18 protein-coding genes are annotated in these 21,751 nt (G+C 70.9%); 7 read left to right on the top strand and 11 right to left on the bottom strand.

Annotation, left to right across the window (positions count from 1 at the left end; all coding sequences use genetic code 11):
- The first annotated feature begins 135 nt into the window (after window positions 1-135).
- Window positions 136-750, top strand: a complete 615-nt coding sequence (locus QSK34_RS05995) for an ACT domain-containing protein (RefSeq protein WP_161478179.1) — start codon at window positions 136-138, stop codon at window positions 748-750.
- A gap of 4 nt (window positions 751-754) precedes the next feature.
- Here QSK34_RS05995 and QSK34_RS06000 read toward each other — a convergent pair whose 3' ends face one another.
- Entirely contained in the window at window positions 755-2,041 is a 1,287-nt protein-coding gene (locus tag QSK34_RS06000) for an ABC transporter ATP-binding protein (protein ID WP_030453196.1), read from the bottom strand.
- 426 nt (window positions 2,042-2,467) lie between these two features.
- Between QSK34_RS06000 and QSK34_RS06005 the strand changes: the two genes are divergently transcribed.
- Window positions 2,468-3,490 (top strand): LacI family DNA-binding transcriptional regulator, encoded by a 1,023-nt coding sequence (locus QSK34_RS06005; protein ID WP_161478177.1) that lies wholly within the window; start codon window positions 2,468-2,470, stop codon window positions 3,488-3,490.
- Window positions 3,491-3,602: 112 nt separating this feature from the next.
- On the opposite strand, the gene eda is transcribed toward QSK34_RS06005, so the two are convergent.
- From eda to edd, 3 genes are read right to left on the bottom strand one after another with little or no spacing between them, the layout of a single operon-like run.
- Entirely contained in the window at window positions 3,603-4,217 is a 615-nt protein-coding gene (eda, locus tag QSK34_RS06010; RefSeq protein ID WP_285580816.1) for a bifunctional 4-hydroxy-2-oxoglutarate aldolase/2-dehydro-3-deoxy-phosphogluconate aldolase, read from the bottom strand.
- The gene (locus QSK34_RS06015) at window positions 4,214-5,173 is read right to left on the bottom strand and encodes a glucokinase (protein ID WP_285580818.1); all 960 of its coding nucleotides are present in this window, start codon (window positions 5,171-5,173) and stop codon (window positions 4,214-4,216) included. The genes eda and QSK34_RS06015 overlap by 4 nt, the downstream gene beginning before the upstream one ends.
- A complete protein-coding gene (gene edd, locus QSK34_RS06020) occupies window positions 5,174-6,997 on the bottom strand; it encodes a phosphogluconate dehydratase (protein WP_285580820.1) in 1,824 nt (607 codons plus the stop codon).
- A 132-nt stretch (window positions 6,998-7,129) separates the two neighbouring features.
- Between edd and QSK34_RS06025 the strand changes: the two genes are divergently transcribed.
- Together QSK34_RS06025 and QSK34_RS06030 are read left to right on the top strand one after the other, a co-directional pair.
- Entirely contained in the window at window positions 7,130-8,263 is a 1,134-nt protein-coding gene (locus QSK34_RS06025; protein WP_161478653.1) for an ROK family transcriptional regulator, read from the top strand.
- A 495-nt stretch (window positions 8,264-8,758) separates the two neighbouring features.
- On the top strand, window positions 8,759-9,163 hold the full coding sequence (locus QSK34_RS06030; protein ID WP_285580823.1) for a putative type II toxin-antitoxin system PemK/MazF family toxin: 405 nt from the start codon (window positions 8,759-8,761) through the stop codon (window positions 9,161-9,163).
- 257 nt (window positions 9,164-9,420) lie between these two features.
- Here QSK34_RS06030 and QSK34_RS06035 read toward each other — a convergent pair whose 3' ends face one another.
- Window positions 9,421-10,146, bottom strand: coding sequence for a DUF2470 domain-containing protein (locus tag QSK34_RS06035; RefSeq protein WP_285580825.1), 726 nt, complete (start codon window positions 10,144-10,146; stop codon window positions 9,421-9,423).
- A 72-nt stretch (window positions 10,147-10,218) separates the two neighbouring features.
- Here QSK34_RS06035 and rpsD point away from each other — a divergent pair, with 72 nt between their 5' ends.
- Window positions 10,219-10,833 (top strand): 30S ribosomal protein S4, encoded by a 615-nt coding sequence (rpsD, locus tag QSK34_RS06040; RefSeq protein WP_285580826.1) that lies wholly within the window; start codon window positions 10,219-10,221, stop codon window positions 10,831-10,833.
- A gap of 104 nt (window positions 10,834-10,937) precedes the next feature.
- Window positions 10,938-11,696, top strand: coding sequence for an ion transporter (locus QSK34_RS06045; protein WP_285580828.1), 759 nt, complete (start codon window positions 10,938-10,940; stop codon window positions 11,694-11,696).
- Here the strand turns inward: QSK34_RS06045 and QSK34_RS06050 are convergent.
- From QSK34_RS06050 to QSK34_RS06075, 6 genes are all read right to left on the bottom strand, one after another.
- Complete coding sequence (locus tag QSK34_RS06050) at window positions 11,662-12,834, bottom strand: low temperature requirement protein A (protein ID WP_285580831.1); 1,173 nt, start codon at window positions 12,832-12,834, stop codon at window positions 11,662-11,664. The two genes, QSK34_RS06045 and QSK34_RS06050, sit on opposite strands and share 35 nt — an antisense overlap.
- A 120-nt stretch (window positions 12,835-12,954) precedes the next feature.
- Window positions 12,955-13,512: a P-loop nucleotide/nucleoside kinase family protein gene (locus QSK34_RS06055; RefSeq protein ID WP_285580837.1), complete on the bottom strand. Its 558-nt coding sequence runs from the start codon at window positions 13,510-13,512 to the stop codon at window positions 12,955-12,957.
- On the bottom strand, window positions 13,509-13,757 hold the full coding sequence (locus QSK34_RS06060) for a hypothetical protein (RefSeq protein WP_161478167.1): 249 nt from the start codon (window positions 13,755-13,757) through the stop codon (window positions 13,509-13,511). Before QSK34_RS06060 ends, QSK34_RS06055 begins: the two co-directional genes overlap by 4 nt.
- Before the next feature lie 30 nt (window positions 13,758-13,787).
- Window positions 13,788-15,176 carry a S8 family serine peptidase gene (locus tag QSK34_RS06065; RefSeq protein WP_285580840.1) on the bottom strand — a complete coding sequence of 463 codons (1,389 nt, stop codon included), beginning with the start codon at window positions 15,174-15,176 and terminating at the stop codon, window positions 13,788-13,790.
- A 128-nt stretch (window positions 15,177-15,304) separates the two neighbouring features.
- A complete protein-coding gene (locus QSK34_RS06070) occupies window positions 15,305-16,735 on the bottom strand; it encodes a DUF2079 domain-containing protein (protein ID WP_285580841.1) in 1,431 nt (476 codons plus the stop codon).
- 139 nt (window positions 16,736-16,874) lie between these two features.
- Complete coding sequence (locus QSK34_RS06075; protein WP_285580843.1) at window positions 16,875-18,158, bottom strand: ROK family transcriptional regulator; 1,284 nt, start codon at window positions 18,156-18,158, stop codon at window positions 16,875-16,877.
- 375 nt (window positions 18,159-18,533) lie between these two features.
- On the opposite strand from QSK34_RS06075, the gene QSK34_RS06080 reads away from it, so the two are divergent.
- Window positions 18,534-21,749: a carbohydrate-binding protein gene (locus QSK34_RS06080; RefSeq protein ID WP_285580845.1), complete on the top strand. Its 3,216-nt coding sequence runs from the start codon at window positions 18,534-18,536 to the stop codon at window positions 21,747-21,749.
- Window positions 21,750-21,751 lie beyond the last annotated feature (2 nt).

Here is a 21,751-nt window from a genome sequence, read left to right on the forward strand (position 1 = left end):
CCCCGACAACACCAAAGGTCGGCCAAGCCCCGGGCGGGAATCGGACGCCGCCTTATGCTGGACATCCTTCCGGAACATGACCGAAACGTGCGTGGGCCAGGGTGGTGTTCGGGTGGGGAAGAGAGGAGGCCGCTCATGCTGCTGCGTCTGCGGGTGTCGCTGCCCGACCGGCCGGGAGTGCTCGGCCAGGTGGCCAGGGCCTTCGGGGTGATGGGGGCCGACATCCTCCAGGTGACCGTGCTCGAACGCGAGGCGGGCCGGGCGATCGACGACTTCACGGTGTCGTGGTCGGCCGTCTTCAGCCCCGACGAACTGCGCGACCGCATCGGCGTCGTGCCCGGGGTCAAGGTCGAGGCGGCCTGGCCCACCCGGGAGGCGCCCGGCGCCAGTCCCGACTACGACCTGCTCGGCCACGTCGCGGCCGAACCGGGGCGGGCCGTGCTCACCCTGGTCGACGCGGTGCCCGACCTGGTGAGCGCCGAATGGGCGGTGGCCGTCGACGCCGGGACCGGAGAGGTCGTGCACGGGAGCTGGCAGGCCCCCGAGACCCTCCCGGCCGCCCTCCTGGGCGCGCCCCGCGCGGCGGCGTTCTCCGAGGGCGCGCTCCACCTGCTGAGCGTGCCGATCGGCGACCTCTGCATGGTCGTGGCCCGCCGCCAGGGACCGGCCTTCCACCGGGCCGAACAGGACAAGGTGAGCCGGCTGGTCGGCGTGGTGTCGGTGCTCGCGCACGCGGGCGCCAGCCGTTAGCCGCCTATCGGCGCGGCGGGTCGATGCGGGCGCCGGTGTGGGTGAACAACATCAGCCGCGACACGTCCACGGCCACGCGAGCGTGCTCGCCCGCGCGCCACGACGGCCGGGCGCCGAGCCGGACGATCAGGTCGGCCCGGCGGTGCGACCCGAGCCCGTTCGGGCCGGACTGCGGGCCCGACGGGGTCTCGTCGGCCTCGATGTCGGAGTTGAACAGCCGCCGCATCATCGACCGGGTCTTCGAGCCGTTGGCGCCGCCGTTCGCGGCCCGGAACCTCGGGTCGGGCGGCTCGGGCACGGCCACCGCCGGGATGCCGCACTCGACGTAGGCCAGCCACTCGTGGCCGTGGTATTCGAGCGTGCGCACCCGGCCCATGAACACCGGGCCGTCCATGCCCTCGGGCATCGGCGCGAGCGCGTCGGGGCGGATGCCGACGATGATCTGGCTGCCGGTGTGTTGTGACACCGCGTAAGCGCGTGGATCGGTCCAGGGCATCGTGATCTGGTGGGTGCCGAAGTCCAGCATTATGAACTGGTTCTGCGGTGTACGCACCGTGGCCGCCAGCAGGTTGAGCTGCTGCGAGCTGAGGAACGCGGCGGTGAACGCGGTCGCCGGGTCGTTGTAGACCTGGGCGGGAGTGCCGATGTCCTGGAGCACGCCCCGGTTCATGATCGCGATCCGGTCGGCCAGGGTGAGGGCCTCGATCTGGTCGTGCGTCACATAGATGGTGGTGACGCCGAGCGCCCGTACGAGACTGGAGATCTCCATGCGGAGCTCGGTGCGCATGCCCGCGTCGAGGTTCGAGAGGGGCTCGTCCATCAGGAAGAGCGACGGCTGACGCACTATGGCACGGCCCATCGCCACCCGCTGGCGCTGGCCGCCGGAGAGCGTTCCAGGCCGGCGGTCGAGGGTCTCGTCGATGTGCAGGGCCTTCGACAACTCGACGACACGTTCGCGCACCATCTGCGGATCGGCCTTGGCGATCTCCAGGGGGAAGGACAGGTTCCCCCGCACGGTCCGGTGCGGATAGAGGGCGCCGTTCTGGAACACCATCGCCACGTCGCGGTCGCGGGGGGCCAGGTGGTTGGCGATCTTCCCGCCCAGCCACAGGTCGCCGTCGGTGATGTCCTCAAGGCCGGCGATCATGCGGAGCAAGGTCGACTTGCCGCAACCCGACGGGCCGAGTAACACCAGCAGTTCGCCATCCTCGGCGCGCAGGTTCATCCGGTCCACAGCCAGGAATCCACCTGGGTAGACCTTGGTGACGTTGTCGAGGACGACCTGGCTCATAGGTTCTCGTTCCCTTCCGGGCGCGCAGTGCCCGGAGCCCGCCATCTGGGTGATTGATGAGGTAGTACATCGCGTGGGCACGGTCCATGTCCATACATGTCGTGAAAAACGGGAGGCCTTGGGGTTACGGGGGTGTTGCCGGGACCAGGGGTGACCCAATCGAGAAGGGGTGCCCTGGTGTTCTGGGTGGCCCGAAACCCCCTGATCAGCGGCTGGAGTCCCAGCTGTCTTGCGGAACTTCCTGCTGGTTTTCGCGCCGTTCTCCGTCATCAGCTGACATTTCCTGAAACAGCGACATGAAAGGTTCATTTGACTTCCGGCCCTGACAAGGGCGGATCAAAGGTGAGCGGCCTACTTTCCGCGATCCCGGGACGGGGCGACGAAGCGTTCCTGGCCGGAACGCCGCCCGGCGGTGAGGATACGCGCATGAACAACGCCCGGCTCGCCGACATCGCGGTGCAGGCGGGGGTCAGTGAGGCCACCGTGAGCCGTGTGCTCAACGGGAAGGCGGGGGTCTCCCCGTCCACCCGGCAGGCCGTCCTCACCGCCCTCGACTTCATGGGGTACGAACGCCCGCTCCGATTACGCCAGCGCAGCAACGGCCTGGTCGGGCTCGTCACCCCCGAGCTGGACAACCCCGTCTTCCCGGCCTTCGCACAGGCGGTGGAGAAGGCCCTCGGCCAGCACGGATACACCCCGGTCCTGTGCACGCAACCCTCCGGCGGCGCCCCCGAGGACGAGTTCACCGAGATGCTCATCGACCGGGGCGTCAGCGGCATCGTCTTCATCTCCGGCCTGCACGCCGACGCCACCGCCCGCATGGACCGCTACACCCGGATGACCGACCGGGGGCTGCCGATCGTCCTGGTCGACGGGTACAACGAGGCGATCCAGGCGCCCTTCATCTCCCCGGACGACCGCCTCGCCACCCGGCTGGCCGTCCGGCACCTGGTCGACCTCGGCCACGAGCGCATCGGGCTCGCGCTCGGCCAGCGCCGGTTCGTCCCGGCGCTGCGCAAGATCGAGGGCTTCCGGCAGGCCATGACCCACCTGCCCCGGGCCGCCGACGCCGACGACCTGATCGAGCACAGCCTGGCCACCGTCGAAGGAGGACAGGCGGCGGCCGGCGCCCTGTTCGACCGGGGCTGCACCGCCGTCTTCTGCGCCAGCGACCTGATGGCCCTCGGCGCGATCCGGGCCGCCCGGCAACGCGGGCTGAACGTGCCGGGCCACGTGTCGGTGGTCGGCTTCGACGACTCCCCGCTGATCCCGTTCACCGACCCGCCGCTGACGACCGTGCGCAAACCCATCGGCGCGATGGCCTCGGCGGCGGTGGAGACCCTGCTGGAGATCGTCGACGGCGCCCCTTCGAAGAACCTGGAGCTGATGTTCCAGCCCGAGCTGGTGGTCCGCCGCTCGACCGGGGCCAGGCACGGGAAGGGCCCGTGACGTCCTGGTTGGGTGTCACGGGCCCCGGTACCCATGGCCGTGTTTCCGGGTTGCGGACGCGGGCATGGCCGCCAGCTTCGGCCGAGGGAGGATGGCCTGGCTGACGAGGCTGTCAACGGAGCGTGGCGGCCTCCGCGGCGAGTTTCTCGATGGCGGCGTAGTCTCCGGCGGCCAGCGCGGCGGCGGGCGTGAGCCACGTGCCGCCGACGCAGCCGACGTTGGGCAGCGCGAGGTAGGCGGGGGCGGTCGCCAGGCGGATGCCGCCGGTCGGGCAGAACCGTACCTCGGGCAGCGGGCCGCCCAGGGCCTTCAGGTAGTTCACGCCGCCGGCCTGCTCGGCCGGGAAGAACTTCATCTCCCGCAGCCCGCGCTCGAACAGCGCCATGACCTCGGTCGCCGTCGCCACACCGGGCAGGAACGGCACACCCGAGGCGATCATCTCGTCGACCAGGGCGGCCGGGGAGCCGGGGGAGACCAGGAACCTCGACCCGGCCTCGACCGCGGCCTCGACGTCGGCCGGGCGGCGGACCGTGCCGGCGCCCACGACCGCGCCCTCGACCTCGGCGGCGATCCGGCGGATCGACTCCAGCCCGGCCTCGGTCCGCAGGGTGACCTCGATGACCGGCAGCCCGCCGGCCACGAGGGCGCGGGCCATCGGCACGGCGGTCTCGACGTCGTCGACCACGACGACGGGGACCACGGGGGCGAGGTCGAGGAGGGAACTCATACGTACTCCACACTAGTGGCCCGCTGCTGGAGCCAGGCGGCCGCACCCGTCAGAGCGGGCTGCTCGGCGACGATCAGCGAGGTGGCGATGGCGGTCAGATAGTCGGACAACGCGGGGCCGGTCAGTTCGAACCGGGACCGGAAGTCGCTGTCGCGGACCCGGTCGACGATCCGGGGCAGCACCCCGCCGCCCAGGTAGACGCCGCCACGCGCGCCCAGCGTGAGCGCGACGTTGCCGGCGAAGCCGCCCAGCAGGGCGAGGAAGACCTCGACGGTCTCGTGGCACAGGTCGTCGTCGCCCGCCACGATCTCCGAGGCGCTCTTGCGGGTGGTCTTGATGCCGCGGACGAGCGCCAGGCCCCGGTGCAGCCGGGGCAGGCCCGAGCCCGAGAGCAGGTGCTCGGCGTCGACGTAGGGCAGGCCGTCGGTGCGCAGGGCCTTGACGATCTCGAACTCCAGGTCGGTCACCGCCGGGACGGACACGTGGCCGCCCTCGCCCGGCACCGGCACCCAGCCGTCGCCGGCCGGCACCAGCCCGGCCACGCCCAGCCCCGTGCCGGGCCCGAGCACCGCCTTCACCATCCCGGCCACCGGCGCCGGGCCGCCCAGCGGCACCAGGTCGTCGCCCGCCAGGTGGGGCAGCGAGATCGCCAGCGCCTCGAAGTCGTTCAGCACGTGGGACTGCGGGATGCCGAGGCCCGCCACCGACCCCGACCACGAGCCGTTGGTCAGCGTGTAGTGGTCACCCTTGACCGGCCCGGCGATCGCCACGCACGCGGCGCCCGGCCGCGCGCCGTCGGCGTGGTCGGCCAGGTAGGCGGCCATCGCGTCGGGCAACGTCGGGTGTTCCGCCACGTTGAGGACGGCCACCGCCTCGGGCACCGCACCCGGCCCGGCGACGATCCCAAAACGTGCATTGGTGCCGCCGATGTCGGCGACGAGCCAGGGGTAGCTCACTTAGAACCCTCCGAAGATGCTGGCACCGCGTTCCGCGGGTCCAACCGTACGACGGAAGGCGGCAAAAAGCTCGCGTCCGGTTCCCACCCATTTGTCGTCAGGTTTCGCGGCGCCCTCGGGGGTCCGGCCGCTCAGGTCGGCCAGCACGTCCAGGGTTCCGGCGGTCGAGTCGAGCCTGATCGGGTCGCCGTCCCTGATCAGGGCGATCGCGCCGCCGTCGGCGGCCTCGGGCGACAGGTGGATCGCGGCCGGGACCTTGCCGGAGGCGCCCGACATCCGGCCGTCTGTAACGATTGCGACCTTCTGTCCCCGGTCCAGCAGCACGGCCAGCGGCGGGGTGAGCTTGTGCAGCTCCGGCATGCCGTTGGCGCTCGGCCCCTGGTAGCGGACCACCGCGACGAAGTCCTGTCCGTCGAGGTCACCGCCCTCGAAGGCGCGCAGCAGGTCGAGCTGGTCGTCGAAGACCTTCGCCGGGGCCTCGATCACCAGGTGCTCGGGCTTGACCGCCGACACCTTCGAGACCGCCCGGCCCAGGTTGCCGCCGACCATGTGGATGCCGCCGTCCGGCGAGAAAGGTTCATCGGCGGGGCGCAGCACCGACAGGTCGCCGCTGCCCTCGGCCCGCTCGGTCCAGACGAGCTCGCCCTCCTTCAGCTCCGGCGCCGACCGGTAGTGGCCGAGCCCCCGCCCGGCCACGGTCAGCACGTCGTCGTGCAGCAGCCCGGCGTCCAGCAGCGTGCCGATGAACACCTGCATGCCGCCCGCGGCGTGGAAGTGGTTCACGTCGGCCTGCCCGTTGGGGTACATCCGGGTCAGCAGCGGCACGACCTTCGACAACGCCGCCATGTCGTCCCAGGTCAGCGTGATCCCGGCGGCGTTCGCCATGGCGACCAGGTGCATGGTGTGGTTGGTGGAGCCGCCCGAGGCCAGCAGCGCCACGACGGCGTTCACGATCGCCTTCTCGTCGACGACGTGGCCGATCGGGGTGTACTCCTCGCCGTGCGCGGTCAGCTCGACCACCCGGCGGGCGGCGGCGGCCGTGAGCGCCTGCCGCAACTCGGTGCGCGGGTTGACGAAGGTCGAGCCCGGCAGGTGCAGGCCCATGACCTCCATCAGGAGCTGGTTGGAGTTGGCGGTGCCGTAGAAGGTGCAGGTGCCGGGGGAGTGGTAGCTGTCGGCCTCGGCGTCGAGCATCTCCTCGCGGCCGATCTTGCCCTCGGCGAACGCCTGCCGGGCCCGCGCCTTCACCTTGTTCGGCAACCCCGAGGGCATCGGCCCGGCCGGCACGAACATCGCCGGCAGGTGGCCGAACCGCAGCGCCCCGATGAACAGGCCCGGCACGATCTTGTCGCAGACCCCCAGCAGCAGCGAGGCGTCGAACATGTCGTGCGAGAGCGCGATGGCCGTCGACATGGCGATCACGTCGCGGCTGTAGAGCGACAACTCCATGCCCGCCCGGCCCTGGGTGACCCCGTCGCACATGGCCGGCACCCCGCCCGCGACCTGCGCGACACCCCCGGCCGCCCGGACCGCCTTCTTGAGCTCCGGCGGGTAGCTCTCGTACGGCTGGTGCGCCGACAACATGTCGTTGTACGAGGTCACGATCGCCACGCCCGGCCGGGTGCTCGCCCGCAGCAGCGGCTTGTCGGCACCGGCGGCGGCGAACCCGTGGGCCAGGTTGGCGCACCCCAGATGGCCCCGTGCGGGCCCCCGTCGACGCAGCTCGGCCGCGTCGGCGTCCACACGGGACAGGTAGGCGGTGCGGGACTCCCGGCTGCGTTCGACGATGCGTTGGGTGACCTCGGCCACGGCCGGGTGTGTCATGACGTCCCTCCTCAATACGGACAAGCGGGACATTAGCCCGAACCTTAGGTACTTATCAAGCTGACTTTTGTAACCTAGAATGAATAAGTCGATGAACTTCAGTCAACCACTATGCTTTAGGCGATGCCACGTATGTCACGGATTGCCACCACCGGTGAGGTGCTCCAGCTCATCCGCAGCGGAGAGGCCACGACCCGCGCCGAGATCGGCCGCGTCACCGCCCTGTCCCGCCCCGCGGTCACCCACCGAGTCAACGAGCTGCTGCAACGCGGTCTCGTCGTGGAAGACGCCGAGGGCCCCTCGACCGGCGGGCGGCCACCCGTGCGGCTGCGGTTCAACGCCGCGGGCGGCGTCGTGGCGGTCGCCTCGCTGGGCGCCAGCCGCACCCAGATCGCCCTGTGCGACCTGGCCGGCGATGTGATCGAACGCACAGACCTGGTGATCGACGTCGAGGAGGGCCCCGACGCCGTCCTCGGCCTCGTGATGGACACCTGGGAGAAACTCCTCGAAGGACGCGGCCCCCTCGCCGGGGTCGGCCTGGGCGTGCCCGCCACGGTCGAATACGCCCGCGGCCGCACCGAGTCGGCCCGCGTGATGGCCTCGTGGACCGGCGTCGAGATCCCGCCCCGCATCGCCAAGCGGTTCCCGGTCCCCGTCCTGGTCGACAACGACGTCAACGTGATCGCGATGGGCGAGCACCGCGGCGTCTACCCCGACCAGGACGACCTGCTGTTCGTGAAGGTCTCCACCCGCATAGGAGCCGGGGTCGTCTCCAGCGGCGCCATCATGCGCGGCGCCCTCGGCGCCGCCGGCGAGATCGGCCACATCCCGGTCCGCGACGGCGGGGGCGTGTTGTGCCGCTGCGGCAACCTCGACTGCGTCGACTCGGTCGCCAGCGGCACCGCCATCCTGCGCACCCTCCGCGAACGCGGCCGCGACGTCGAGACCCTCGCCGACGTGACCGTCCTGGTCCGCCAGGGCGACGCCGAGACGATGGCGGTCGTCAGGCAGGCCGGAAGATGGCTCGGCGAGGTCATCGCCAGCGCGGTCAACCTGCTCAACCCGTCGGTGGTCGTCCTCGGCGGCGACGTCGCCGAGATGTTCATGCCCCTGGTCTCGGGCGTCCGCGAGGTCGTCTACCAGCGCTCCACCCAGCTCGCCACCCGCAGCCTCAAGATCGAGCGCAGCCGCCTGGGCCCCGGCGCGGGCATCACCGGCTGCGCCCTGCTGGTGATCGACCACATCCTCGACCCAGACGCGCTCTGACCCGGGGGGACGACCCCCCGAACCCCCCGCTGTCAGGGGGCTGCGCCCCCTCACGCTCCCCCCGGCCGCTTGCGCGTCCCGGCGTCGCTGCCGCTCCGAGTCGCTCCGCTCCGGGCGAAGGGCTCCGCCCCTCGCGCTCCCTGCAGGCCTCGCTCCGCTCGGACGGCTGCTCGCTCCGCTCGAAAATCCTTTCTCCGTTACGGCTCCGCCTGGCCGGCCACCCGACCGTCTGCGCCCACCCGATCAAAGCCGCCCAAGAGGCTCACATGTCAAAGGTGCCCGTGACGAAGAAGATCCTCAGACCCGCACTGCGACGGCCTTTGGCCCGGCCGTAGGCACTCGAATGCGTCCCGCCAACGGCGGGTTCTAGGCTGTGACCTGCCGCCACCGTCTCTTCGTCGGTCCACACAACTCACGATGGTCAACGATGGCCGCACCCGTCTCCACAACGCGTCAGGGTCGCGCGGTTCCTGCCGTCCCGAGTCAGGAGGACATGTGCAACCGGGCGAAGTCTGGTGGGTGGAGTTCGACGAGCGGCGGCTGGTCGTGCTGCTGGGGGCAGACGACGCGTCCAGGGTCCGGGCGATGCAGGTCGTCGCTCCTGCGGGCGTCGACATCAGCGGTCTGGGCGTCGAAGTGCACGTAGGTGCCGTGGAAGGACTGCCTTTCGAAGGCGTGCTGCGGTTCGCGTTCCCGCGCCCGGACTTCACCCCCTGCACGTGGCTGACCACCCTGTCCAAGGACGACCTGATCGAGCGGGCGGCCGTCCTGTCCTCCGCGAAGCTCGACGAGATCGAGGACGCCCTCCGTCTCGGCGAACAGGCGAAGGAGTGGACCCCGGCGGCAACCGCGAAGCTCAGCGAGATGAGGGACGCCCTCCGTCTCGGTGAACTCGGGTAGGCGGAGAGGCACCGCTCACTACTGACGTGGTGTGCGGGTGGACAACCTCGTTGAGCAGCGGGCGGTTGTGCTTGGGTCTTGGCGCGGAGGCGACACAGCCCTGTTGGTGAGCGCGCTTCTTCCGAGCTGGTGGGCAGGGTGTGGCCACCGATCTTCCGCCCACGGCTCAGCGGACCGTCTCTGGCCCTGTCGCCTTGCGCCCGTGCCGCAGCGCGACGCGATCCGGATGTGTCGGCGGCGAACGTCCGACGGGCGTGTCAGTGGGCGCAGACCAGGCAGGCCAACGCGTGCTCCAGTGCCTCCGGGGTCTGGGCCGGTGACGGCCACGGCATCCTGATCAGCCGGTCGCGGGCCGCGCGCACCGTCGCGCCGTAACGGTCGAGTTCCCACAACCAGGCGTCCGGCGCCGGTTCGCCCAGCAGGCGCTCCACGGCGGCCACGAGCTGGGGACGGTGGGATGAGTTGACGTGGTGCAGCATGCGCTCGGCCAGGTCGAGGAAGGGGTCGGGGTCGGCGTCGAGGTAGTCGTCGGAGTCCAGGATGCCGCTCTCGGTGCCGGTCAGGTAGACGACGTCGGCCACGTCCACGCGCAGGAGCCTCGGGGCCCGGCCGGCGTTCTCGACGACGGCGAACAGGTCCTCGTCGGGGCAGCGCTCGGCGATGGCGATCGCCGTCTCGCGGACCTCGTGGCCGGGGACCGTGGAGGCCCAGCCGCGGATCTTCAGCATGCCACGGGCGCGCTCGGTCTCGCCCATGCTGCGGGTGGCGACCAGGTCGACGGTGACGGCCAGGTCGTCGCGGCAGCCGTACAGGACCTCATCGGGTTTGACCAGCAGGACCGGGCGGCCCTGGGCGTCGACGCCGCCTCGGGCGGGGAGCGCCGTCAGCTCGGAACCGGCCACCGCGATGTGGGTCGGGGCCGCCGTCGCGGCCAGCGTCCGGACGCGTTCGGTGATCGGGGGAGCCGAGACGGGCTGGGTCATCGTGACGCTCCTTCTGGTCTGTTAAGGTAAGGCTTACCTTAGCAAGGGTTACCTAACCACAGAGGAGTGCAGGTGCGCTACACGGGTCCGAAGGTGCGGTTGTCGCGGCGGGCGGGCGTCCCGCTGACCCGCAAGGCCGTGAAGTACTTCGAAGCGCGGCCCTACCCGCCCGGGGAGCACGGCCGGAAGACCAACCGCCGCAACGTCGGCGACTACGGCATGCGGCTGCTGGAGAAGCAGAAGCTGCGCTGGTACTACGACGTGTCCGAGCGCCAGCTCCGCCGCTACTGGGACCTGGCCGTGCGCCGCCCCGGCCGCTCGGGCGAGGAGCTGCTGGCCATCCTGGAGACCCGCCTCGCCTCGATCGTGGTCCGCTCGGGCCTGGCCCCGTCGATCTACGCCGCCCGCCAGTACGTCAACCACGGCCACATCACCGTCGACGGCCGCAAGGTCGACATCCCCAGCTACCTCGTCAAGCCCGGCCAGGTCATCGGCGTGCGCGCGAAGTCGCGCCAGACGCAGCCGTTCGTCGCGGCGGCCGAGGGCATCTACGCCGACGAGCGCCCGGCGGGCTTCCTGTCGGTCGACCTGAAGGAGCTCACGGTCACCCTGCTGCAGAAGCCGGTCCGCGAGCAGATCGCCATCCCGGTCGACGAGCAACTCGTGGTGGAACACTACTCTCGGTGACTTTTGGCCGGGGATCGCCGTATTTCCCGGGGTCCCCGGGGATTCGTGCGACCGCGATTACGCTCGCCTGCTGTTCCTGTTCGCTTCCCCCGGGGGCAAAAACGGTGCGCGAGCGTGTCCGGCACATCATCGAGTCCAAGCGGTTCCAGCAGGCGATCATCGCCATCATCCTGATCAATTCGGCCGCCCTCGGCGTGGAGACCTCCGCCGACGCGATGGCCCGCTACGGCGACCTCCTCCACCTCATCGACCGCGTCTCCCTGGCCGTCTTCGTCGTGGAACTGGCCGCGCGGCTCTACGTCCAGCGCGGCCGGTTCCCCCGCGACCCGTGGAACGTCTTCGACTCCATCGTCGTGGTGGTCTCCCTCATGCCGGCCGCCGGCGGCCTGACCGTCCTGCGGTCGCTGCGGGTGCTGCGGGCGCTCCGGCTCGTCTCGGCGGTGCCGAGCCTGCGCCGGGTGGTGTCCGCGCTGCTCACCGCCGTTCCCGGCGTCGCCTCGATCGCGGCTCTGCTGGGTCTGGTCCTGTACGTCGCCGCGGTCATGGGCACCCGCATGTACGCCCACGTCGCCCCCGACTACTTCGGGAACCTGCAGACGTCGCTGTTCACCCTGTTCCAGATCATGACCGGGGACGGCTGGTCGGACATCACCCGCCAGGTCATGACCGAATACCCGTCGGCCTGGATCTTCTTCGTCTGCTTCGTCCTCATCTGCACGTTCGTCGTCGTCAACCTCTTCATCGCGGTCGTGGTCAGCGCCATGGACGAGGAGGAGGTCGAGGTCAGCGAACGCATCCTGGCCGAACTGGCCGAGCTCAGAGAAGAGGTCAGGTCGCTCCGCGAGCCCGCGGGCGCGCCGTGACCCGCGGGAACCAGACCTGCCAGCCGGCGACCGCGAGCAGGCCGAGCACCAGCCCCCAGCCCGGGAGCGGCAGCAGCCCGAGGACCACCGGCCCGGCGACGGCGGGCAGCGTCCACCCGAGCAGCCAGCCGATCCTGGCCTTCGAGGCGGCCGCGATGATGCCCGACGTGAGGAAGTAGACGACCGTCCCGCCGCAGAGGGTCCACTTCACCGCCTCCTCCAGGTGGCCCTCCGGGTGGGCGACCAGCGCCCCGAGCCCGGCGGCGACCGCCGCGATCCCGGCGGTCATCGCGAAGTGGCCGGGCATCGTGACCCGGGGCTTGACGTCGTGGACGGGCGCGGCCGAGGCCCCATAACGAAGGGTCAGCCACCAGAAGCAGACCAGCAGCCCGAACCCGGCCATCGCCGACACGATCAGCGGCCGGGTCCACTCGATCTCCGAGGTGGCGACCACCACCTGCATCACCGCCTCGCCGAGCACGATGATGACGAAGAGGCCGAGCCGCTCGGCGAGGTGACCCTCATTGACACGCGCCGGTTCCGGCAGCCGGAACGACCGCCTGGTTCGCCCCCGCCGCTCCAGCCTCTGAGTGATCCGGTCGAGCTGCTCCCGGCTGTCGCCGCTCCTCAGGATGGAGATGACCAGGTCGAGCGCGATGCCGACCCCCCAGAGCCAGTAGCGGGCGGGCGCGTCGTGCACCCAGATCGAGACCACCCACGGGACCAGCCCGGCCCCGTTCTGGGCGGCGGGCCAGCCGCCGAAGAACGTATTGGTGGAACCCCAGGTCGAGGCGGCCAGGAGCCGGCAGTAGACGTAGGCGATGGCGAACGCCGTGCCGTGCGCTCCGGTCGCCTCCGGCACGCTCGCGGCCATGACCGCGATCCCGAACATCGCGGCGAGCATGGCCCGCTGGCGGGTCTTCTCCCCGGCGACGTTGGCGTAGAGCGTGAAGGAGGTCCACACGCTCCAGATGGCGTAGTAAAGCCCCAGGAACAGCAGCACCCGCTCGACGTCGAGGGGATGCTCGGGCGTGGGATGCAGGATATGGGCCAGCTGGGCGACGGCCACCACGATGATCAGGTCGAAGAACAGCTCAAGCCAGCTGGCATGACGCTCGACCGGTTCCACCTCAGACACGCACAAGAATGTACGCGCCGGGCCCGGCCGACATAACCGGCAAGCGATCACCGATCACCATATGAAGGGTGTTGAGCCATCTCGGGTGGCGCGTTGCTTTCGGCGACCCGTGGCCGGGGTCTAGCCGATTCCCAGTCGTTCCAGTTGCCGTTCCATCGGTTCCGCGCCCGGGCGGTTGTCGATCTCCACATGGTCCACGACAGGCGGCTCGTCCACCTTGATCGCTTTCAGGTAGGCCGCGAAGGCGGCCAGTTTGCCCCGGTCGCGTTCCAGCCCCCGGGCGACGATGCGCTCCCGCAGGGTCGCCGCGTCGGAGCGGACCCAGAACAGGCGGATGTCGCCGCCGCCGAGTTCCTCGGCCCATTCGTCCCAGCGGGACTTCGAGTGGACCTGGCCCGTGAAGGGGCCGCTCAGCAGGACCGGCGCGCCGTGGCGGCGGATCTCGCGGGCGACGGCGGTCATGCCGGCGTACTCGTATCTCTTTATGTGCTCGTCGTACCAGGGGCCCTCGCGCTCGCCCTCGTCGCGGCCGGCGGCGGCCAGGATCGCGCTGACCATGCCGCCGTACATGGTGTCCTTGTCGAGCAGGGCGGGCACCGGGTCGAGGCGGGCCAGCAGGAGCTCACTCAGCGTGGTCTTGCCGCTCCCGGGCGGGCCCGCCACGATCCAGCAGGTCATCGGTCCTTCCCGGGCGGCCCCATCGGCTCGATCTTCGGGTCGGCCCAGGGGCCGTCCATCGCTTCCGGGGTCGCGGTCAGCCGGTGGGCCGCCATGGCGCTCACCCGCAGGCCGTAGAGGCCGTGGTCGGGGTCGATCGCCACGACGCCGTAGCCGACGTCGACTTCTTCCTTCTTCAGCCGCAGTTCGCGCAGCGCCATGTCCAGGGTGGCGCCACGCGGCAGCCGTACCGTGATCAGAACCATTACGCAACAACTCCGGTTTGTTGGGGCGGATTACACCGCGAGCCACGGGCTGCCGTCGGCCGTCCGCGTCTCGCTCGCCCTCGCCCGCAGGGCCTCGACGATGCCGGGCACGTTCACGACTCCGTATCCGTAGTCGTAGTCATACCCCAGCACACCACGATCATCGGCACTTCTCATCAGCAAAGTCCGCAAATCGGACGGCGAGAGGACCGTGGACGGCACCCGCGACCGGATCGCCGCCACGACCCCGGCCGCGACCGGGCAGGCGGCGCTGGTGCCGGAGTCGGGCTCGCCCGGCCCGAACGCCCCCGACCCGGCGAAATGGGTGTAGGCCGCCAGGTCGGGCTTGCGGTCGGCCAGGCGGCCGGGGCCCTGCGAGGAGTAGCCGACCCGCTCGCCGGTCACGTCGACCCCGGCCACCGACACCACCGCCGGGTGGGAGTTGGCCCCGGTGATCGGCCGGTCGGGGTAGGAGCATCGGCCGTCGGGGCACTCGCGCCCGCAGTTCCCGGCCGCGAACAGGATGTCGGCCCCGGCGGCGGCCAGCGAGCCGACGATCAGGTTGAACGGGTGGGCGGGGTTGTCGGAGTAGTTGCCGGGGTGGCCGGGCGGGAAGTCCCAGTCGGGGGAGAAGGAGCCCCAGCTGTTGGTGACCACGAGGGCGCGCGTCTCGGCGGGCTGGGCGTCGAGGACGGTGCGCAGGTGGGCGAAGGCGGCCATCGCGTCGGACAGCAGGCCGTCGAGCGCCGAGCCGCCGGGGCGGCGCGACAGCAGCACCGGGAGGTCGATCACCGAGGCCTTCGGGGCGGCGAGCAGCGCGTCGAAGGCGCACATCGTGCCGTGGTCGACGTCGAACTCGCCCGGCCGCCCGGGGACGCCGTCGGGCGACCAGCTCCGCTCCCGGTCGAGGACGAAGTCGCTCCCGAGGGCGGCCTTCACATGGTGCTCGTTCACCCCGGTGTCGGTGACCGCCAGGGCGACCCCGGAGCCGTCGTACCCCTCGGCGTGGAGCCTTTCGACGGCGAGCAGCCGCCGCACGTCGCGCCAGTCGCCGACGGGACCGTCGCCCCCGCAGGTGAGGGAGCTCTGGATGACCGGGTCGGCGTAGACGCCGACCACCCCGTCGCGGCCCGGCAGCAGGGCCAGGCGGGTCGACACCTCGTCGTCGGCGATCTCGCCCCGGACCAGCACCGAGGCGTCGCGGGGCGCCATCGAGAAGATCAGCGGCTGGTTCAGCGACAGCGGGTCGCCGCCCGCGCGGGCCGGCAGCGGGCGGGGCACCGCGACGGGGGTGAACGTGGGGTCGAGCAGCACGCCCGGGAGCCCGTTGACGACGTCGGCCGCGGTGGCCGTCACCGCCGGGTCGGCGACCGCGGCGACCACGTCGGGGGAGGGGCGGAGCTGGACGAGCACGCGCATGCGAAGATCCATCCGGTCAGGGGGACACGACGCCCACCAATCTGGCGCACGCCCGCCACCGGGTCCACCGGCCCAACTCCCGCCAATCCCCGCCGTACCCGCCGATTCCTTCGCGGGGGTACGACGGTCTAACCTCCCGGCTTGTGCAGCACGACGAAGCCGTCGCGCTCGAAGAGCACCATGTAGCCCGCCGCCCGGCGCTCCTCCACCGACTTCTTCGCGTCGTCGACCGACCCCCACGGCCACGCCCACTGCCCGAGGTCGGCCACCACCCAGGGCGCGCCGCGCGGGGTGGGCTCCCAGATCAGCACGGTCGTGCGGTGGGTCAGCATCGGGCCGAGGTGGTTGGCCGCCTCGACCACCACCCCGTCGGGGACCAGCCCCATCGCCTGGTAGGCCGCCGCCGCGCGGTCGTGCGGCTTGTAGAAGCCCGGATCGGCGAGCTGGTCGAAGGCGAAGCGGGGGAGCTGGGTCAGCCCGACGACCGCCACCGCGACCGCCCACGCGATCACCACGGTCTGCTTCGCCTCCACGCGTCTGGCCAGCCGGGCCGCGCCGTCGACCCCGGCGCAGAAGAGGATCGCCACGACGAAGGCGTTGTAGTGGTAGTCGGTCGACCACCAGAGATGGTTCTCGGAGACGAGCCGCTCCAGCACCATCGGCGCCGCCGCGAGCGTCAACGGGGAGAACAGGCACAGGAACAGGGTCAGCCAGCAGAGCAGCACCAGCAGGTCGATCTTGCCGGCGTCGCCGAACACCAGGTGGAGGGTGTTGAGCGGGTCGCCGGCCAGCTTCGCCAGCGCCGCCGGGACCGAGTCGCCGAGGTGGTCGTAGCGCCAGTGGGTGTCGTCGGAGCCGCCCGCCCACGGGATCAGCACGCCGCGCACCAGCGCCAGCGCGCCGAGGCCCATCACGGCGACGATCGCGCCGTCGAGCCGCCGCCGGGTCAGCGCCAGCGCCGCGCCGAAGCCGATCAGCATCAGCCCCATGTCCTCTTTGACCAGCAGCAGCCCGAACGCCGCCAGGTAGGCGGGCACCCGGCGGCCACGGTCGAAGCGCTCGATCATGATCGCGCTCAGCACGGGCACGAACATGACCTCGTGGACGTCGAAGTTGACCGCCTGCGCCACCGGGAACGACACCGCGTAGGCGCCCGAGACGAGGTAGGCGGCGACGACCCCGAGCCGGCGGCGGGCGTACAGCCACAGGAACGGGATGGCCGCGGCGAACAACACGGCCTGGCAGACGATCAGCGTCTGGGGGCCGTCGTGGATCGCGTAGAAGGGGGCGAGCAGCGCGTAGATAGGGGAGAAGTGGTCGGCGAGCTGGAGGAAGTCGAGCCCCTGGCCCTTCTGCACGCCGGAGGAGGGCGCGTAGGGCGGCCCGAGGGCGGCGTAGCCGCGCACCGTCTGGTCGACGATCACGAGGTCGAAAACGGTGGCCCGGAATGTCCCCAACCTCACCAGGCCGAGCACCGCGTAGGTCACCGCCGACACCCAGGCCAGGGTCCAGACGCCGATGCGGTGGGGGGTCAGATGGCGGGTGAGCGGGGGAAACACCCTCACATCGTCCCAGAACCCCTGACGTGAAAAGCCCGTCCGCCTGGCCTCCGGGTGGCACATCCCCGTGGCGCCGAGGTCGGCGAGGTCGGCGCCACGAAGAACCGGAAAGCCAGGCGGACGGGAGTCTTTGGTCGCGTCAGGCCAGGGTGCTGAGAGTGCTGGGTGGTATCTCCACAGTGGTCGGGTTGGCCAGGACGCGGTCGACCACGACCCCGGCCGCGCCGCGCGAGGCGGCGCCGAAGCCCAGGTCGGAGGCGACGAAGGTGCAGCGGGCGACGGAGCCGGTGACCCCGAGGCGGGCGAGTTCCGCCTGGGCTCGCGGGAGGATGTGCCCTTCCAACCGCGCGAAGAAGCCGCCGACGACGATGACCCGGGGGTTGAAGAGCCGGACGAGGGTGGCCGAGCCGCGGCCCAGCCAGCGGCCGACCTCCGCCAGGGCGTGGTCGACCTGGGGGTCGCCCGCCGCCAGGCGGCGCTCGATCTCGCTCAGGCGTTCCTCGGGGTCGCGGACGATGCCGTCGCGCACCCCGTAGGCGTGGTCGGGGGTGACCATGCGGACCAGCGCGGCCAGGCCGACCTTGGTCTCCCAGCAGCCGATGCGGCCGCAGCCGCAGCGCTCGCCGGAGGAGTCGACCATGACGTGGCCCACTTCGCCGGCGAAGCCGTCGGCGCCGCCGAGGAGGCGTCCGCCGGCGATGATGCCGCCGCCGACGCCGACCTCACCGGTCAGGTAGACCATGTCGGCCGATCCGGCGGCCACGCCGTTGGTGAACTCGGCCAGCGCCGCCAGGTTGGCGTCGTTGGCGACGGTGACGGGGACGCCGGGGGCGACCTCCCAGAGGCGCTCGGCGACGGGGACGCCGTACCAGCCGAGGTTCGGGGCGACGTGGACGACCCCGTTGGTGCCGTCTATGAGGCCGGGGACGGCGACCGTTATCCCGGCGACCCGGACGCCGAGCATGTGCAGCTCGGCGATGGCGTCGCGGGCCACCCGGGCCAGTTCGTCGAGCGAGGCCTCGGGCTCGCAGCCCATGGCGTCGAACCCGACGCGGCGGTCGACCAGGACGCGGCCCGCCAGGTCGGTGGCGAAGGCGGCGATGTAGTCGACGTTGATCTCCAGGCCCAGGGCGCCGACGCCCGCGCCGTCGAGGGCCAGGGCGAGGCCCGGGCGGCCGACGGAGCCGGCGTGCTGCGGGCCTATCTCGCGGATCAGGCCGCGTGCTCGTAACTCGCCGACGAGGCTGGTGACGGTCGCCTTGTTCAGCCCGGTCTCGGCGGCGACCGCCGAACGCGAGCGGGGGCCGTGCTCCTGGAGGTGGCGCAGGACGAGCGACAGGTTGGACCGGCGGATCATGGTCTGGTCGACGGGCACGCCCGTCGAGCCGTTCCTGCCCAGCTGGGGCCCTGAGGTTAGTCGCACGTCTTGCTTCCCGTCGGTCTGCTTGCGGCCGTTCGTCTCGAATTAATTTGCATGCCTCGCCGAATTAAATGTCCTGGACGCATGTGCCACAAGTGTCGAACCGCTTCGCCTTGCATTACAGTTTCGTAACACGGAACTCTGGCTCGTTCCGTAGACTCCCGGGTCTGTACACGGGGATGACAGATGTGTTAGAAATCGGTAAATTCCGCCTGCTGTTACGCAAAAGTTAGACGGAATGACGCATGTCGGCGACGTGGCACCGTCACGGCTTGCGTCGGCATGATCCCCGCTTTACATGCTGTAACCCGGGCACAAGCGCGGCGGCGCGCGCCTTGCCTGACTGAATCCCCAGGTCAGGAAAGGATCACCCCCTACATGTCTCGACCTCACCGGTTACGGGCGTTAGCCGCCCTGACCACGCTCCTGGTGACGATGGGCGTCGTCGTGGCGCCCCCCAGTGCCCACGCGGCCGACATCCCGGCCTCGGACTATCAGCAAGTCGCGCTCGCCACCGGACCTGGCGAGCTCGGTGAGGCGATGTCCCTGGCCGTGCTGCCGAACCGGTCGGTGCTGCACACCGCCCGCGGCGGCCAGGTCCGGATCACCGACGTCAACGGCAACACCTCCCTCGCGGGCACGCTCAACGTGTACACGCACGACGAGGAGGGCCTCCAGGGCGTGGCGGTCGACCCGAACTTCGCCACCAACCGGCACATCTGGCTCTACTACTCGCCCCGGCTGAGCACCCCCAGCGGCGACGCGCCGACGACGGGCACCCAGACCGACTGGAACACCTGGAAGGGGCAGTTCTACCTGTCCCGGTTCACGCTCACCACGAGCAACACCATCGACATGGCGAGCGAAGTGATCGTGCTCCGGGTCGACAACGACCGCGGCCAGTGCTGCCACGCGGGTGGTGACATCGACTTCGACGCGCAGGGGAACCTCTACCTGACCACGGGCGACGACACCAACCCGTTCGAGTCGAACAGCTACACCCCGATCGACGAGCGCACCAACCGCAACCCGCAGTTCGACGCGCAGCGCTCCTCGGGCAACACCAACGACCTGCGCGGCAAGGTGCTCCGCATCAAGCCGCAGGCCAACGGGACCTACACCATCCCCTCGGGCAACCTGTTCGCGCCCGGCACGGCCAACACCCGTCCCGAGATCTACGCGATGGGCCTGCGCAACCCGTTCCGGATGAGCGTCGACAAGGCGACCGGCATCGTCTACCTGGGCGACTACGGCCCCGACGCCGGTTCGAGCGACGCCAACCGCGGCCCGAGCGGCCAGGTCGAGTTCAACCGCATCACCTCGGCGGGCAACTACGGCTGGCCCTACTGCACCGGCAACAACACCACGGCCGAGACCTACAACGAGTTCACCTTCCCGAGCGGCCCGTCGCAGGCGAAGTACAACTGCGCGGGGCAGCCGACCAACAACTCCTTCCGCAACACGGGCCTGCAGACCCTCCCGCAGCCGCGCCCGGCCTGGATCCGCTACGGCGGCGACGCCGGCAGCCCGCCGGAGTTCGGCGGCGGCTCGGAGTCCCCGATGGGTGGCCCCGTCTACCGGTACGACCCGAACAACACCTCCCCGGTCAAGTTCCCGCAGTCGCTCGACGGCCGCTTCTTCGCCGGTGAGTACGGCCGCCGCTGGATCAAGGCCATCGAGGTGACCTCCTCGGGCGGCGTCGGCGAGATCAGCGGCTTCCCGTGGACCGGCACCCAGGTCATGGACATGGCCTTCGGCCCCGACGGCGCCCTGTACGTCCTCGACTACGGCACTGGCTCGGGCAACCAGGCCCTCTACCGCATCGAGTACATCGGCGGCGCGAACCGCAACCCGATCGCCAAGGCGGCGGCCACCCCGACCTCCGGCGTCGCCCCGCTCGCGGTGAGCTTCTCCTCGGCCGGCTCGTCCGACCCCGAGGGCTCGGCGCTGACCTACTCGTGGAACTTCGGCGACGGCACCACCTCCACGGCCGCCAACCCGTCGAAGACCTACACCGCCAACGGCACCTACAACGTGACGCTGACGGTCCGCGACTCCGGCGGCCTGACCGGTTCGGCGAACGTGACGATCACCGTCGGCAACACCGCCCCCACGGTCAACCTGCAGACCCCGCTGAGCGGCGCGCTGTTCAACTTCGGCGACACGATCCCGTACACGATCTCCGTCAGTGACCCGCAGGACGGCACCATCAACTGCGCCCGGGTGAAGTTCACCTACTTCCTCGGCCACGACAGCCACTCCCACCAGATCACCTCCAAGGACGGCTGCTCCGGCAGCATCACCGTCCCGACCGACGGCGAGCACGACGCCGCCGCCAACATCTACGGCGTCTTCACGGCCGAGTACACCGACAACGGCGGCCTGACCACCACGGTCACCCGCACCCTCCAGCCGCGGCACCGCCAGGGTGAGCACTGGGGCGCCCAGAACGGCGTCCAGACCGCCCAGCACGCCGCCGCCGAAGGCGGCACCACGGTCGGGTTCGTCGACAACAACGACTGGATCTCCTTCACGCCGTACAACCTGACCGGCGCGACCTCGCTGACCGCCCGGGTCTCCTCCGGCGGCGTCGGCGGCACCCTGGAGGTGCGCGCGGGCTCGGCGACCGGCACCCTGCTGGGCACCGCCACGGTGGCCAACACCGGGAGCTGGGACACCTTCGCCAACGTCACCGCCAACCTGAGCAACGTGCCGACCGCGACGACGACGGTGTTCCTCGTCTTCAAGGGCGTCACCGGCCAGGGCAACCTGTTCGACCTCGACGCGTTCACCTTCAACGGCGGCACGAGCAACCCGCCCGCCGGGACGATCGAGGGCGAGGCCTTCACCTCGCAGTCCGGCGTGCAGACCGCCTCGCACACCACCGCCAGCGGCGGCCTCACGGTCGGCTACATCGACAACGGCGACTGGGCCGGCTACTCGAACGTGAGCACCTCGGGCAAGACCTCGTTCACCGCCCGGGTGTCCTCCGGCGGGCCGGGCGGCACGATCACCATCCGCTCCGGATCGCAGACCGGCGCCGTCCTCGGCACGGTCAACGTCGCCAACACCGGCAGCTGGGACACCTTCGCCAACGTGTCCACGACGCTGACCGGCACCGGCACCGGCGCCCTGTTCCTCACCTTCACGGGTGGTTCCGGCGCGCTGTTCGACATCGACACCTTCTCGCTCGGCAGCACCCCGCCGCCGGCCACGACGGTCGAGGGCGAGGCCTTCACCTCCACCTCGGGCGTGCAGGTCGCCACCCACGCCCCGGCGACCGGCGGCCTGACCGCCGGGCACATCGAGAACGGCGACTGGGCCGCCTACAACCAGGTCACCGTGAACGGCGCCACCCGCATCACGGTCCGCTACTCCTCGGCCGGTCCCGGCGGGACCATCGAGGTGCGGGCCGGGTCGGCGACCGGGACGCTCCTCGGCACCCTCGCCATCCCGAACACCGGCGGCTGGGAGACCTTCGCCTCGGCCTCGGCGAACCTGACGGCCGGCTCGGCCACCGGCCAGGTCGTGCTGCGGTTCACCGGCGGCTCGGGCGCCCTCTTCGACGTCGACAACTTCACCATCCAGAAGTGAGG

It is taken from the genome of Herbidospora sp. NBRC 101105 (assembly GCF_030269205.1).
Lineage (GTDB): Bacteria > Actinomycetota > Actinomycetes > Streptosporangiales > Streptosporangiaceae > Herbidospora > Herbidospora solisilvae.